We start from the raw sequence: 14,427 nt of genomic DNA, 5'->3' as shown, positions 1-14,427 counted from the left end.
TGGCCGCCGCCCGGCGTTACAGTTGCAGGGAAATGAGCGTCTATCAGACCGTTGTGGTCGGCACCGATGGCTCGGACTCGTCGCTGCGCGCGGTGGATCGCGCAGCCGCGATCGCCGCGGATCACGGCGCGAAACTGATCGTTGTGACGGCGCATCTCCCCGTCGCCCAGGAACGCGGCCGCTACGCCATCCCGCCGGGGAGCGACCACGGCCAGGACTATCGGACGGTTGGGGAAGCCCCCTTCTACGCGATCCTGCAGAACGCCAAGGAACGGGCGCACCAAACAGGGGCCAAGAACGTGGAGGAGCGGTCGATCGTCGGTGCCCCCATCAACGTGCTGGTGCAGCTCGCCGAGGAGGTCCAAGCCGACCTGATGGTCGTCGGCAACGTCGGGCTCGACAGCGTCGCCGGGCGGCTGCTGGGATCAGTCCCGTCCGAGGTCTCCCGCAAGGTCAAGATCGATGTCCTGATCGTCCACACCGCGAGCTGAAGCATCGGTGCGACTCGGTCCGAAGGTTAGCTGAGCAGCTCGGAGAAGGCGCGCGCGGCCGCGTCGACGCCGACGTCGTCGTCGGTGGCCACGAGATCCAGTAGCAGGCCACGGATTACGGCCAGCCCGAGTCTGGCCAGGGCGGGGTCGACGGGGCTGTCGTAGGCTTCCTTGGCCTCGCGCAGCCAGCCCTCGACGGCACCGGGAACCATTCGGGCGAAAGGTTTTTCGCCCTGCGCGCCGCGGGCGTAACACTCGAAGAATAGCCGTTCGGCTTGGCGCAGTTCGGGCCGACGGAGATCGGCCCACATGGCGGCGAAGCTCTCGGCCGGGTCGGTGGGCAGTTCGGTCAGCAGTCCCATCTGGCGACGCTCGATCTCCTCGACGATCGCCACGAGCATGTCTTCGCGAGAACCGAAGTGGTGCAACAGCATTCGGTGGCTCGTACCGACCGCGTCTGCCACCGCGCGCAGCGACCGGTCGCCGATGCCGCCGGCGGCGAATTCCGTGACGAGGGCATCGAGGAGCTGCCGGCGCCGCTCGGTGTCAGGGGTGCGCGCCATCGGCGCGGCTGAGCTGTTCGGAGCGGGCCTTGAGGCCTTGGGCCTCGAGTTCGAGGTATCGCTGGGTCATCGATCGCATGAGCCGCCCGACAAGAGCGCCCAGCACGCCGTTCTGGTCGATGCGCTGGCGCACCAGGGTTCCCCCGCCCGGTTGGGCGATCACATCGTGGCGGGCGCTGGCCCTGGCGCCGGGAGCGCGTTGTTCCCACGTCCAGGACGTTCCCGGCTCGACTTCGGTGATCCTCCACACCAGCGTCGACAGGCGTGGCTGCTTGATCGCGAAGCGCTTGCCGACCGCGAGCCCGGGCCCATCGACCGCGGCCAGCGACGTCACCGACGCCGTCCACTCCGGCCAGCGCTCGACGTCGGTGAACACCTTCCATACCAATGGGGCCGGCGCGTCGATCTCGACGCTGTCTTCGGTAATCATGTACCAAATGGTACATCCAGCCGCCGATTTCGCCTACGCCACGGCGGCGAACGCGCCATACTGGAAAGGTAAGTAAATCCGGCGGCCCGCGGGCGTCCGCGACACGGAAAACACAACCTCTTGTGTTGCGCTCGGTAGTCGTACCCCAGGGGTAGTGTCTGGAGCCTGACGTCCCTCCGGCAAAACGGCGTGTGAAGTGGGGTTCTGGTGACCGAAAACATGAAACTGATTGACCGCGTTTCGGCGATCAACTGGAACCGGGTGCAAGACGAGAAGGACGCCGAGGTCTGGGACCGGCTGACCGGCAACTTCTGGCTGCCCGAGAAGGTGCCGGTATCCAACGACATCCCGTCCTGGGGCACGCTGACCGCGCACGAAAAGCAGCTGACCATGCGGGTGTTCACCGGCCTGACGCTGCTGGACACCATTCAAGGCACGGTCGGCGCGGTCAGCCTGATCCCCGACGCGCTGACCCCGCACGAGGAGGCCGTCTACACCAACATCGCCTTCATGGAGTCGGTGCATGCCAAGAGCTACAGCCAGATCTTCTCCACGCTGTGCTCGACGGTCGAGATCGACGACGCGTTCCGCTGGTCGGAGGAGAACCCCAACCTGCAGCGCAAGGCCGAGATCGTCATGCAGTACTACCGCGGCGACGAGCCGCTCAAGCGCAAGGTCGCCTCCACGTTGCTGGAGAGCTTCCTGTTCTACTCCGGGTTCTACCTGCCGATGTACTGGTCGAGCCGGGCCAAGCTGACCAACACCGCCGACGTGATCCGGCTGATCATCCGCGACGAGGCGGTGCACGGTTACTACATCGGCTACAAATTCCAGCGCGGCCTGGCGCTGGTCGACGACGCACGCAGGCAAGAGCTCAAGGACTACACCTACGAACTGCTCTTCGAGCTCTACGACAACGAGGTGGAGTACACCCAGGACCTCTACGACGAGGTTGGGCTGACCGAAGACGTCAAGAAGTTCCTGCGCTACAACGCCAACAAGGCGCTGATGAACCTCGGCTACGAGGCGCTGTTCCCGCGCGACGAGACGGACGTGAACCCGGCGATCCTGTCGGCGCTCTCACCCAACGCCGATGAGAACCACGACTTCTTCTCCGGCTCGGGCTCGTCGTACGTGATCGGCAAGGCCGTCGTCACCGAGGATGAGGACTGGGACTTCTAAGTAGGTGGTCAAGGTCCTGAAACCGCGCTTGTCGGTCTGGCGGTTCTCGGGTGTGCGGTAGCGAACACGGTAAAGTGTTGCACCGCTTGAAGATTGGTATTTATTGATCGTGGCCACTGATGGCCTCCGAGGCGTTGCTTGAGCTTTCGTGAGATCCGCCCACGCTTTTTGTTGGCTGGCTTGCTCGCCGGCCTGGTCGTCCCGTTCGGCGCGCTAAAGCAGACACGTCCGACCGCGTTGCATCGCCGCGATGGCGCGGGCGGCTAGGAGAGGTCTGCAGCTTCACGAATTGAGCTTCTCGCCGCCGACGACAACGTCGAGGCCGTATCGTCGACGTCGCTTTCCATGGTGACCGCTGGACCGCGAGGCAGTTCCAACCGCCGGTACAGCGGTCCGTGAGAACGCCGCCCAGTCAGGGCCCAGGTCCACCCGGGTACGACACAATCACCCGGGTGAGTCGGCAACACGGGTGATGACAATTCAACCTGACTTCGGACAGCGTTGACCCGTGGCAGCCCGGGCTTCAAGTCCCCCGCTACCTATCGGTGTCAATCGCAACAAAAGGAGAGTGCAGATGGCTGTCAATACCTTTCGTGGGGTTGTCGATATCCTCGATGCCGCTGTCGGAGGCCCAGACGCCGAGGTTGGCCCACCGCACCACGCGTTCTGGCGCAATGTCAATCGGGACGAGTTCGTCGCCACGAAGTTGTTCGGCCAACCCATCCTGACGCTCGGCGATGGAGCGCATTCGAATGTAATCCTGTCCTTGAAAGGTGAGCCACCGTTCGGCACTGGCCCCGATGCGAAGTTTCCCCGTATGCCAGTCGGATTCGACCCGGTGGCCGACGATGAGATCCGTTCGATCGAACAGTGGATCGACAACGGCGCTCCGGACGGTTCCGATACTCCCGGGACCGCATAGCGGTCCGAACCATATCGGACCAGGTTCCGTGCCCACATTTTGCCCACACCTTGCGGCAATTGACAGATAACTCGAGCAAACACAGCGACAAATATTCGCAGCTCAAGCCCATTTACAGCGCTCTGACCAGGTAGCTGATCCAAACCACGACTTCTGCTCCGGCTCGGGCTCGTCGTACGTCATCGGCAAGGCCGTCGTCACCGAGGACGAGAACTGGGAGTTCTAAAGCGGTTTGTGAACGCCGCGTGAATTGTCGCTAGGGCGCGGCGGCCCGGTGGCGCCGCCGACCGGGTAGCCGGGAGACTGGGGGTGTGGCGATAACCCCATCTTCTACGGCCGCTTTTTTCCGTTCGGTGATCCAGTGGCTGCAGTGCGGCTATCCCGACGGCGTTCCCGGACCCGACCGGGTCCCGCTGCTGGAGCTGCTGCGCAGCACGCCGCTGACCGAGGACCAGATCAAGGAAGTCGTCGACGCGATTGACGAGGAAACCAAGCCGGGCGACGAGATCAACCGCGACGTGATCGCCGATTTCATCTCCGATATGACCCACTACGACGCCGGTCCGGAGAACGTCGCGCGGGTGGCCGCCCGGCTGGCGGCCGCGGGGTGGCCGCTCGCCGGCATCACGCTGTCCACCGAATCGGCGGCAGAACACGGGGCGGCCAACGGCAAGCCCGAACCGGCCCCCAACTCGGTTTCCTGAGCCGCTACAGCTTCGAGATGTCGATGACGAAGCGGTAGCGGACGTCGCTGGCCAGCACCCGCTCGTAGGCCTCGTTGATGTAGTCGGGGTCGATGACCTCGATCTCGGGCGTCACATCGTGTTGGGCGCAAAAATCCAGCATCTCCTGGGTCTCGGCGATCCCGCCGATGTTCGACCCGGACAGGCTGCGGCGTGCCAGCGCCAGCGAAAACGCGCCCAACTCCATGGGGTGCTCGGGGATGCCCAGTTCGACCAGGGTGCCGTCGACGTCGAGCAGGCTCAGGTAGTCGTTGAGATTCAGGTTCGCCGAGACGGTGTTGAGCATCAGGTCGAAGCTGTTGCGCAACTTCTTGAAGGTGCCGCGGTCGGCGGTGGCGTAGTAATGCTTGGCGCCCAGCCGCAGCCCGTCTTCCATCTTCTTCAGCGACTGCGAAAGCACCGTGACCTCGGCGCCCATCGCGGCGGCCAGCTTGACACCCATGTGCCCCAGGCCGCCCAGGCCGATGACCGCCAGCCGCGTGTCCGGCCCGGCCTTCCAGTGCCGCAGCGGGGAGAACAGCGTGATGCCCGCGCACAGCAGCGGCGCCGCCTTGTCCAGCGGCAGCGAGCCGGGGATGCGCAAGACGAAGTTTTCGTCGACGACGACCGCCTGGCTGTAGCCGCCCTGCGTCGTCGTGCCATCTTTGTCCTTGGCGTTGTAGGTGAACGTCGCGCCGTTCTTGCAGTACTGCTCGAGCCCGGCGTCGCAGCTGCTGCACCGGCCGCACGAATTCACCATGCAACCCACGCCGACGTGGTCGCCCACCTTGAACTTGGTGACCTCGGCGCCGACCTCGGTGACGACGCCGGCAATCTCGTGGCCCACGACCAGGGGGTAATCCGGTGTGCCCCATTCGCCTTTGGCCGTGTGGATGTCGGAGTGGCAGATGCCGGCGAACTTGATGTCGATCGCCACGTCGCGCGTGCCCGGGTCGCGCCGCTCGATGGTGGTCTTGGTCAGCGGTTCGGTCGCCGACGTGGCGGCGTATGCCGAAACAGTGCGCATGAATATCCCTCTTCGATGTGATGGGTTCGAATAAAATTTTAGCTAGGGTAACGTTCTTCCGCCAACTATCGGGGCGAACATCACGTTCCGGCGGCGGCGTACCGGGGGCGTGGCGTCAGTTGATCGGGGCGTTCACCAGGCGCAGGTCGTCGACGATGCCGCGGGCCGCGATCAGCCCCTTGCCGGTTTGCCAGATCTCGTCGTTGACGACATAGACCCGATTGTCGCGGTTGGCGGACAACTTGCGCCACGGACCGCTGTCGAGCACCGCGGCGGCCCGGTCGGCGGCGGCCGGGCCGGCGCAGGACAGGTACACCACGTCGGCGTCGGCGATGGACAGGTCCGGGTTCTTCGCGAGGTCCGCGTCGGTGGCGCCGATCTCGACGTAGGGCTTGTCGGTGAACCGCTGCGCGGCCGGCCGGTCCACCCCGACCGCCCCGAGCACGCTGGCCGGGAAGTTGTTGGCCCCGTACACCCGGATCGTCTCGGTGGTCAGCCGCACGATCGACGCCTGAAAGTGGGAGGCGTCATGCCGCGCGCCCACGTCGGTCGCTCGTCGCGCAAACCCGCTGAGCAACGCGTCCATCGCGCTGCCCCGCGCGGTGGCGGTGCCGATAGTGCGCAGGTTGTCCTCCCAGGCCGCGCCCGGTGCGCCGGTGAACACCGTCGGGGCGATCGCCGCCAGCTGCGGATACAACGCGGGCGTCAACCCCTGGGAACCCAGGATCAGATCGGGGTGGGCGGCCGCGACCGCCGTCACGTCCGGGTGGGAGCGTGTACCGGCCCCGGGCACACCGTGCACCGTCCCGCCCAAATAGGTGGGCTGACTCGACGAGCCGTCCGGCAACGCGGCGGCGACCACCCGCGATTGCAGGCCCAGCGCGCACAACGCGTCGAGCTGGTCGCCGGAGAGCACCACGATGCGCTGCGGGTCGGCGGGCACCTGCACCACGTCCGGCTCGACGCCCGCCGCGTTGTGCACGCGCCGCTTCGCGGCCCCCGAATCGGCCTCGGCGGCCTCCCGGGCGCACGAATCGTCAGGCCGGCGGTCGTTTCCCAGCACGCCGGCCCCCGCGATCTGCGTGGTGGGGGTGACCAGCGAACGGGCCGGCGGCGTGGCGGCGGGCTTGTCGGATCCGCAGCCGCCGCATGCCACGGCGACCGCCGCCGTCACCGCGGTGGCCGCGGCCAGCCGAGCGGGTCTGATCACGCCGAACAACACGCGTCAGACGCTAACATCCGGCCAGCTCGGTGCGCATCAGCAACGCCATCAGCCCGCCTATGAAGAAGAAGACGAAGCAGGTGACGGTGTACATCACGCCGATCAGCTTGTGATCGGTGGTGGTGATCAGTTTGTAGACGAGGTTCCCTTTGGGGCCCATCCGATCCGGATGTTTGGAGAAGCTGTTGACAGCCGAAGCGCCCCCCTTGGGAGAACTCGAGGCCGTTCGTCCGTACCCGGACCGGATGGGCCCCAAAGGGAACCTCGTCTACAAACTGATCACCACCACCGATCACAAGCTGATCGGCGTGATGTACACCGTCACCTGCTTCGTCTTCTTCTTCATAGGCGGGCTGATGGCGTTGCTGATGCGCACCGAGCTGGCCGCCCCCGGGCTGCAATTCCTGTCCAACGAGCAGTTCAACCAGCTGTTCACCATGCACGGCACGATCATGCTGCTGCTCTACGCCACACCGGTGGTGTTCGGTTTCGCCAACCTGGTGCTGCCGCTGCAGATCGGCGCGCCCGACGTGGCGTTCCCGCGGCTGAATGCCTTTTCGTACTGGCTGTTCCTGTTCGGTGGGCTGATCGCGGCGGCCGGCTTCATCGTCCCAGGCGGGGCCGCCGACTTCGGCTGGACCGCCTACACGCCGCTGTCTGACGCCGTCCACTCGCCCGGCGCCGGCGGAGACCTGTGGATCACCGGACTGATCCTCGCCGGTCTGGGCACCATCCTGGGCGCGGTCAACATGATCACCACCGTGGTGTGCATGCGCGCGCCCGGCATGACGATGTTCCGGATGCCGATCTTCACCTGGAACATCCTGGTGACCTCGATCCTGATCCTGATCGCGTTCCCGATCCTGACCGCGGCGCTGTTCGGGCTGGCCGCCGACCGCCATCTGGGCGCCCACGTCTACGACGCGTCCAACGGCGGAGTCCTGTTGTGGCAACACCTGTTCTGGTTCTTCGGCCATCCCGAGGTCTACATCATCGCCCTGCCATTCTTCGGCATCGTCACCGAGATCATCCCGGTGTTCTCGCGCAAGCCGGTCTTCGGCTACACCACGCTGGTGTACGCCACCCTGTCGATCGCCGCTCTGTCGGTCGCGGTGTGGGCACACCACATGTTTGCCACCGGAGCCGTTCTGCTGCCGTTCTTTTCGTTCATGACCTACCTGATCGCGGTGCCCACCGGGATCAAGTTCTTCAACTGGATCGGCACCATGTGGAAGGGGCAGATCACCTTTGAGACGCCGATGCTGTTTTCGGTCGGCTTCCTGCTCACCTTCCTGCTCGGCGGCTTGACCGGCGTGATGCTGGCCAGCCCGCCGATCGACTTCCACGTCACCGACAGCTACTTCGTCGTCGCGCACTTCCACTACGTGCTGTTCGGCACCATCGTTTTCGCCACCTTCGCGGGGGTGTACTTCTGGTTCCCGAAGATGACCGGCCGGTTGCTCGACGAGCGGCTGGGCAAGCTGCACTTCTGGTTGACGTTCATCGGTTTCCACACCACCTTCCTGGTGCAGCACTGGCTCGGCGACTTGGGCATGCCGCGCCGCTACGCCGACTACCTGCCCAGCGACGGGTTCCAGCCCTACAACGTCGCCTCGACGGTGGGCGCCTTCATCCTGGGCGCCTCGATGTTCCCGTTCGTGTGGAACGTCTTCAAGAGCTGGCGCTACGGCGAGGTCGTCACGGTCGACGACCCGTGGGGCTACGGCAACTCGCTGGAGTGGGCGACCAGCTGCCCGCCGCCGCGGCACAACTTCACCGAGCTGCCCCGAATCCGTTCGGAGCGGCCGGCTTTCGAGTTGCACTACCCGCACATGGTCGAGCGGCTGCGCGCCGAGGCGCATGTGGGCCGGGCGCACGGGCCCGCGGACAAGGACGTCACCAGGCTCGACGACGTCCAGGTTCGCAGCTGATGGCCTGACGGGCGGCTGTCGGGAGTGAACTCACCACCCAAGGTGTCGGTGCTGATCACCGTCACCGGCGTGGACCAACCGGGCGTGACCGCGACCCTGTTCGAGGCGTTGTCGCGCCACGGGGTCGAGCTGCTCAATGTCGAACAGGTGGTGATCCGGCACCGCCTGACACTCGGCGTGCTGGTGTGCTGCCCGTCGGCCGTCGCCGACGGTTCCGAGCTGCGTGACGACGTCGAGTCGGCCATCCGCAAGGTGGGCCTGGACGTCAGCATCGAGCGCAGCGACGACGTGCCGATCATCCAGGAACCCTCGACGCACACCATTTTCGTGCTGGGCCGGCCCATCACCGCCGGCGCGTTCGGCGCGGTGGCCCGCGAGGTGGCTGCGCTGGGGGTCAACATCGACCTGATCCGCGGCGTCTCCGACTATCCGGTGACCGGGCTGGAGTTGCGCGTCTCGGTGCCGCCCGGCGTCGACGGCCGGCTGCGGACCGCCCTGAACCGGGTGTCCAGCGAGGAGCACGTCGACGTCGCCGTCGAGGACTACAGCCTGGAGCGGCGGGCCAAGCGGCTCATCGTGTTCGACGTCGACTCCACGCTGGTGCAGGGCGAGGTCATCGAGATGCTGGCGGCGAAGGCGGGTGCCGAGGGCAAGGTCGCCGCGATTACCGACGCCGCGATGCGCGGCGAGCTGGACTTCGCCCAGTCGCTCGAGCAGCGCGTGGCGACGTTGGCGGGCTTGCCGGCCACGGTGGTCGACGAGGTCGCCGATCAGCTGGAGCTGATGCCGGGCGCGCGGACCACGCTGCGGACCCTGCGGCGGCTGGGTTACGCGTGCGGCGTGGTGTCCGGGGGCTTCCGCCGGATCATCGAACCGCTCGCCGAAGAGCTGATGCTGGACTACGTCGCGGCCAACGAGCTGGAAATCGTCGACGGCACCCTGACCGGACGCGTGATCGGGCCCATCGTCGACCGTGCCGGAAAGGCCACGGCCCTAAGGGAATTCGCGGAACACGCCGGGGTTCCCATGGCGCAGACCGTCGCCGTGGGCGACGGCGCCAACGACATCGACATGCTGGCCGCGGCCGGGCTGGGGATCGCGTTCAACGCCAAGCCGGCGCTACGGGAAGTGGCCGACGCGTCGCTGAGCCACCCGTATCTGGACACGGTGCTGTTTCTGCTGGGCATCACCCGCGGCGAGATCGAGGCCGCCGACGCCGTTGACGGCGAGGTGCGCCGGGTGGAAATCCCGCCCGACTAAGTGACGCTCGCGGGCCATACGGCACGATGGGCGGATGCCCGAAAACGGAAGCGAGGCAGCCGACCCCGATCTACTGATCGAGTTACGTGAGGTGGCGCTGCGGCGCGGCGGCAACGTCCTGGTCGGGCCGCTGGATTGGGCGGTCGAACTCGACGAGCGCTGGGTCATCGTCGGGCCCAACGGGGCCGGCAAGACGTCGCTGCTGCGGATCGCCGCCGCGGCCGAACATCCCTCGTCCGGTGTGGCTTTCGTGCTCGGTGAGCGGCTGGGCCGCGTCGACGTGTCGGAGTTGCGTTCCCGCATCGGGCTAAGTTCCTCAGCGTTGGCGCAGCGCGTGCCCGGCGACGAGGTGGTGCGCGATCTCGTCGTCTCGGCGGGCTACGCGGTGCTGGGCAGGTGGCGCGAGCGCTACGAAGATGTCGACTACCGCCGGGCGATCGACATGTTGGAGAGCCTCGGCGCCGAGCATCTGGCGGACCGCACCTACGGCACGCTGTCGGAAGGTGAGCGTAAGCGGGTGCTGATCGCCCGCGCCCTGATGACCGACCCCGAACTGCTGCTGCTCGACGAACCGGCCGCCGGTCTGGACCTGGGCGGCCGCGAGGAGCTGGTGGCGCGGCTGGCCGACCTGGCCGCGGACCCCGACGCGCCCGCCCTGGTGCTGGTCACCCACCACGTCGAGGAGATCCCGCCCGGTTTCAGCCACTGCATGCTGCTCGCGGAAGGCCAGGTGGTGGCCGCGGGATTGCTCACCGACGTGCTGACCGCCGAGAATCTGTCCACCGCGTTCGGCCAATCGATCGCCCTCGACGTCGCCGACGGGCGTTACTTCGCGCGGCGAGTCCGCACTCGCGCAGCCCACCGGAGGAGGCAGGAATGACCACCACCCCCGAGCCGCTGCCGACCCGACCGGCGGCCACCGTGATGCTGATCCGCGACGTGCCCGGCGGCTTGAAGATCTTCCTGATGCGCCGCCATTCGAAGATGGAGTTCGCCCCAGGCGTCATCGTGTTTCCCGGCGGCGGTGTCGACGACCGCGACCGCAACGCCGACATCGCGTGGGCCGGCCCGCCGCCGCAGTGGTGGGCGCAGCGGTTCGGCATCGAACCCGATTTGGCCGCGGCGCTGGTGTGCGCCGCCGCCCGCGAGACGTTCGAGGAATCGGGAGTGCTGTTCGCGGGCCCGGCGGGCCCGGGCGGTACGGCACCGGACGGCATCGTCGGCGACGCCTCGGTCTACGCCGATGCCCGGCGCGCCCTGGACGACCGGACGCTGTCATTCGCCGACTTCCTGCGCACCGAAAATCTGGTGCTGCGCTCTGACCTGCTGCGGCCGTGGGCCAACTGGGTCACTCCCGAGGCCGAGCGGACCCGCCGCTACGACACCTACTTCTTCGTGGCGGCCCTGCCGCAGGGGCAGCGCGCCGATGGCGAGAACACCGAATCCGACCTGTCCGGCTGGGCGCTGCCGCAGGACGCCATCGACGACTTCGAGGCCGGCCGCAACATCCTGCTGCCGCCGACCTGGACCCAGCTGGACTCGCTGGCCGGCCGTAGCGTCGCCGATGTGCTGGCCGTCGAGCGCCAGATCGTGACAGTGCAACCTCTCCTCGAAAAGCGTGGTGACAACTGGGTTTTCGAGTTCTTCGACTCCGACCGCTATCACCGGGCGCGCGAATCGGGCGGTTCCATGAAGTGGCCGCTGTGAGCGAGTTCGTCAGCGTGGTGGTCAGCGACGGCTCGCAGGACGCCGGCCTGGCCATGCTGCTGTTGTCGCGCCCCCCGACGAACGCGATGACCCGCCAGGTCTACCGCGAGGTCATCGCGGCGGCCGAGGAATTGGGGCGGCGTGACGACGTTGCCGTGGTCATCCTGTTCGGTGGCCACGAGATCTTCTCCGCCGGCGACGACATGCCCGAGCTGCGGACCCTGCGGGGCGCCGAAGCCGAGACCGCGGCCCGGGTCCGCCAGCAGGCCATCGACGCGGTGGCGGCCATCCCCAAGCCGACCGTGGCCGCGATCACCGGATACGCCCTGGGCGCCGGGCTCACGCTGGCCCTGGCCGCCGATTGGCGGATCAGCGGTGACAACGTGAAGTTCGGCGCGACCGAAATACTGGCCGGGCTGGTGCCCGGCGGCGACGCGATGGCACGCCTGACCCGGGCGGCCGGGGCGAGCAGGGCCAAGGAGCTGGTGTTCAGCGGGCGGTTCTTCGACGCCGAAGAAGCCCTGGCGCTGGACCTCATCGACGAAATGGTGGCCCCCGACGACGTGTACGACGCCGCCGCGGAATGGGCACGCCGTTTCCTCGACGGCCCCCGCCAGGCGCTGGCCGCCGCCAAGGCCGGCATCAACGACGTGTTCGACCTGGAGCCCGCCGCGCGGCTCGCCGCCGAACGCCGTCGCTACGCGGAGGTGTTCTCCGCTGGTCAGGGCGGTGGCGATAGGGCGGATCCCGGCGGCCGTTAGGCTGCCCTGCATGACGAGTTCGACCGACGCCGTTCCGACGCCCCACGCCACCGCCGAGCAGGTGGAGGCCGCCCGGCACGACAGCAAGCTCGCCCAGGTGCTCTACCACGACTGGGAAGCCGAGAACTACGACGAGAAGTGGTCTATCTCCTATGACCAGCGCTGTGTCGACTACGCCCGGGGCCGGTTCGACGCCATCGTGCCCGAGGGGGTCATCGCCGAGCTGCCCTACGACCGCGCCCTCGAATTAGGCTGCGGGACAGGGTTTTTCCTGCTCAATCTGGTTCAGGCGGGCGTCGCCCGGCGGGGGTCGGTCACCGACCTGTCGCCCGGCATGGTCAAAGTCGCCACCCGCAACGGGCAGTCGCTGGGCCTGGACATCGACGGCCGGGTCGCCGACGCCGAGGGCATTCCCTATGAGGACAACACCTTCGACCTGGTGGTCGGGCATGCGGTGTTGCACCACATTCCCGACGTCGAGTTGTCGCTGCGCGAAGTGATGCGGGTGCTCAAGCCCGGTGGGCGGTTCGTGTTCGCCGGGGAACCCACCACCGTCGGCAACGGCTACGCCCGTGCGCTGGCGGACCTGACATGGAACCTCACCATCCGTGCGGTGAAGCTGCCCGGTCTCGGTGGCTGGCGCCGCCCGCAGGCCGAGATCGACGAGAACTCCCGCGCCGCGGCGCTGGAGTGGGTGGTCGACCTGCACACCTTCGATCCGAAAGACCTGGAGCGGATGGCCACCAACGCCGGCGCGGTGCAGGTCCGGACCGCCAGCGAAGAGTTCAGCGCCGCGATGTTCGGCTGGCCCGTTCGCACCTTCGAGTCGACGGTGCCGCCCGGGCGGCTGGGCTGGGGCTGGGCAAAATTCGCCTTCAACGGCTGGAAGACGCTGAGCTGGGTGGATGCCAATGTGTGGCGGCGCGTCGTCCCGAAGGGCTGGTTCTACAACGTGATGGTGACCGGGGTCAAACCCTCCTGAGTCCTGGGCTGCGTTTCAGCGCACACGACGTCGGTTATCTGCGGTCGCAAGCGGGCGCCGCGGCGCTGGCGTCGGTTGCCGAACTCGAGCTGACCGACGCCACCCGGGTCGCCGACGTCGCCGCCGCGCGCGCCCACTTCGGCGACCGGGCGGCGGTGCTGGTGGAGACGGTCCTGTTGCGGCGCCGCGCCTTGGAAAAACTAGACAAGCTGAGTGGGCCAGGGTTCGCGGTGTCCGATTGGCTGTTCACCGACGAGGCGCTGCAGCAAGCCACCGCGGCGCCGGTGGCGTTGCACCGGGCCGGGCGGCTGGCCGAGGGCGGCCCGGACGTCGTTGTGCACGACGCGACCTGTTCGATCGGCACCGAGCTCGCCGCGCTACGTGCTTGCGGGCTGACGGCGGTGGGCAGCGACATCGATCCGGTGCGCCTGGCCATGGCGCGCCACAACGTGGGCGCGGTGGCCGGGCTCTGTCGCGCCGACGCGCTGCGCCCGATCACCCGCGACGCGGTGCTCGTCGTCGACCCGGCGCGCCGTGCCGAGGGGCGGCGGCGCGTGCGCATCGATGACTACCGGCCCGGCCTCGGCGCGTTGCTCGATGCATACCGCGGCCGGGATTTCGTCGTAAAGTGTGCTCCGGGAATCGATTTCGACGAGGTGCGCCGCCTCGGCTTCGACGGGGAGATCGAGGTGACGTCCTATCGGGGTTCGGTCCGGGAAGCATGCCTGTGGTCGGCGGGATTGGCGCGGCCCGGTGTCACCCGGCGGGCGAACGTCCTCGACCGCGGCGAACAGCTCACCGACGCCGAGCCCGATGACTGCCCGGTGCGCCCGGTCGGGCGGTGGATCGTCGACCCGGACGGCGCGGTGGTCCGGGCCGGGCTGGTGCGTCACTACGGCGCGCGGCACGGGCTGTGGCAGCTCGACCCCGACATCGCCTACCTCTCGGGTGATCGGCTGCCGGCCGCGGTGCGGGGTTTCGAGGTGATCGAGCCGCTGGTCTTCGATGAACGACGGCTTCGGCAGGCGTTGTCGGCGCTGGACTGCGGGTCGCTGGAGGTGTTGGCCCGCGGGGTGCGGGTCGACCCCGACGCGCTGCGCAAGCGGATGCGGCTGCGCGGTAGCCGGCCGCTGTCGGTGGTCATCACCCGGATCGGTGCGCGGGCGTCCGGTCGTGCGATGGCGTTCGTTTGCCGGGCGTCCCGGTAGCGCCGGGTACGCTGGCGGC

The 14,427-nt window shown here is 67.6% G+C and carries 15 protein-coding genes and 2 pseudogenes; 12 read left to right on the top strand and 5 right to left on the bottom strand.

What is annotated here, in order from left to right; genetic code table 11:
* The first annotated feature begins 32 nt into the window (after positions 1-32).
* Entirely contained in the window at positions 33-491 is a 459-nt protein-coding gene (locus A5775_RS02130; protein ID WP_067246682.1) for a universal stress protein, read from the top strand.
* 26 nt (positions 492-517) lie between these two features.
* Here the strand turns inward: A5775_RS02130 and A5775_RS02125 are convergent, their stop codons facing one another.
* Positions 518-1,054, bottom strand: coding sequence for a TetR/AcrR family transcriptional regulator (locus A5775_RS02125; protein ID WP_067246678.1), 537 nt, complete (start codon positions 1,052-1,054; stop codon positions 518-520).
* Positions 1,038-1,484 carry an SRPBCC family protein gene (locus A5775_RS02120; RefSeq protein WP_067246674.1) on the bottom strand — a complete coding sequence of 149 codons (447 nt, stop codon included), beginning with the start codon at positions 1,482-1,484 and terminating at the stop codon, positions 1,038-1,040. Before A5775_RS02120 ends, A5775_RS02125 begins: the two co-directional genes overlap by 17 nt.
* 207 nt (positions 1,485-1,691) lie before the next feature.
* On the opposite strand from A5775_RS02120, the gene nrdF reads away from it, so the two are divergent.
* The 4 genes and pseudogenes from nrdF (at position 1,692) to A5775_RS02105 (ending at position 4,292) form a co-directional block, all read left to right on the top strand.
* Positions 1,692-2,666, top strand: a complete 975-nt coding sequence (nrdF, locus tag A5775_RS02115) for a class 1b ribonucleoside-diphosphate reductase subunit beta (RefSeq protein ID WP_197512305.1) — start codon at positions 1,692-1,694, stop codon at positions 2,664-2,666.
* 574 nt (positions 2,667-3,240) lie between these two features.
* The gene (locus A5775_RS02110; protein WP_067246671.1) at positions 3,241-3,588 is read left to right on the top strand and encodes a hypothetical protein; all 348 of its coding nucleotides are present in this window, start codon (positions 3,241-3,243) and stop codon (positions 3,586-3,588) included.
* Positions 3,589-3,721: 133 nt separating this feature from the next.
* A pseudogene (locus A5775_RS26165) lies at positions 3,722-3,814 on the top strand (hypothetical protein); the annotation flags it as partial.
* A gap of 127 nt (positions 3,815-3,941) precedes the next feature.
* A complete protein-coding gene (locus A5775_RS02105; protein WP_067246668.1) occupies positions 3,942-4,292 on the top strand; it encodes a DUF3349 domain-containing protein in 351 nt (116 codons plus the stop codon).
* Positions 4,293-4,296: 4 nt separating this feature from the next.
* On the opposite strand, the gene A5775_RS02100 is transcribed toward A5775_RS02105, so the two are convergent.
* The 3 genes and pseudogenes from A5775_RS02100 to A5775_RS25250 form a co-directional block, all read right to left on the bottom strand.
* The gene (locus A5775_RS02100; protein ID WP_067246665.1) at positions 4,297-5,337 is read right to left on the bottom strand and encodes an NAD(P)-dependent alcohol dehydrogenase; all 1,041 of its coding nucleotides are present in this window, start codon (positions 5,335-5,337) and stop codon (positions 4,297-4,299) included.
* Between the two features lie 115 nt (positions 5,338-5,452).
* The gene (locus tag A5775_RS02095; RefSeq protein ID WP_067246660.1) at positions 5,453-6,559 is read right to left on the bottom strand and encodes an iron-siderophore ABC transporter substrate-binding protein; all 1,107 of its coding nucleotides are present in this window, start codon (positions 6,557-6,559) and stop codon (positions 5,453-5,455) included.
* Positions 6,560-6,578: 19 nt separating this feature from the next.
* Positions 6,579-6,719: pseudogene (locus A5775_RS25250) on the bottom strand (hypothetical protein); the annotation flags it as partial.
* 25 nt (positions 6,720-6,744) lie between these two features.
* Between A5775_RS25250 and ctaD the strand changes: the two are divergent.
* From ctaD to A5775_RS02060, 7 genes are read left to right on the top strand one after another with little or no spacing between them, the layout of a single operon-like run.
* On the top strand, positions 6,745-8,490 hold the full coding sequence (gene ctaD, locus A5775_RS02090) for a cytochrome c oxidase subunit I (protein ID WP_067247207.1): 1,746 nt from the start codon (positions 6,745-6,747) through the stop codon (positions 8,488-8,490).
* 24 nt (positions 8,491-8,514) lie between these two features.
* Positions 8,515-9,750 carry a phosphoserine phosphatase SerB gene (gene serB / locus A5775_RS02085; RefSeq protein WP_067246656.1) on the top strand — a complete coding sequence of 412 codons (1,236 nt, stop codon included), beginning with the start codon at positions 8,515-8,517 and terminating at the stop codon, positions 9,748-9,750.
* A 16-nt stretch (positions 9,751-9,766) separates the two neighbouring features.
* The gene (locus tag A5775_RS02080) at positions 9,767-10,630 is read left to right on the top strand and encodes an ABC transporter ATP-binding protein (RefSeq protein WP_156660535.1); all 864 of its coding nucleotides are present in this window, start codon (positions 9,767-9,769) and stop codon (positions 10,628-10,630) included.
* Positions 10,627-11,457, top strand: coding sequence for an NUDIX hydrolase (locus tag A5775_RS02075; RefSeq protein WP_067246648.1), 831 nt, complete (start codon positions 10,627-10,629; stop codon positions 11,455-11,457). The genes A5775_RS02080 and A5775_RS02075 overlap by 4 nt, the downstream gene beginning before the upstream one ends.
* Positions 11,454-12,218, top strand: coding sequence for an enoyl-CoA hydratase (locus tag A5775_RS02070; protein ID WP_067247204.1), 765 nt, complete (start codon positions 11,454-11,456; stop codon positions 12,216-12,218). Before A5775_RS02075 ends, A5775_RS02070 begins: the two co-directional genes overlap by 4 nt.
* Before the next feature lie 10 nt (positions 12,219-12,228).
* Positions 12,229-13,200, top strand: coding sequence for a class I SAM-dependent methyltransferase (locus A5775_RS02065; RefSeq protein WP_067246644.1), 972 nt, complete (start codon positions 12,229-12,231; stop codon positions 13,198-13,200).
* Positions 13,158-14,408: a class I SAM-dependent methyltransferase gene (locus tag A5775_RS02060; protein ID WP_197512312.1), complete on the top strand. Its 1,251-nt coding sequence runs from the start codon at positions 13,158-13,160 to the stop codon at positions 14,406-14,408. The genes A5775_RS02065 and A5775_RS02060 overlap by 43 nt, the downstream gene beginning before the upstream one ends.
* Positions 14,409-14,427: the final 19 nt, after the last annotated feature.

The sequence above is a fragment of the Mycobacterium sp. 852002-10029_SCH5224772 genome (assembly GCF_001667315.1).
Lineage (GTDB): Bacteria > Actinomycetota > Actinomycetes > Mycobacteriales > Mycobacteriaceae > Mycobacterium.
This window is presented reverse-complemented; position numbering and strand designations above follow the sequence as displayed.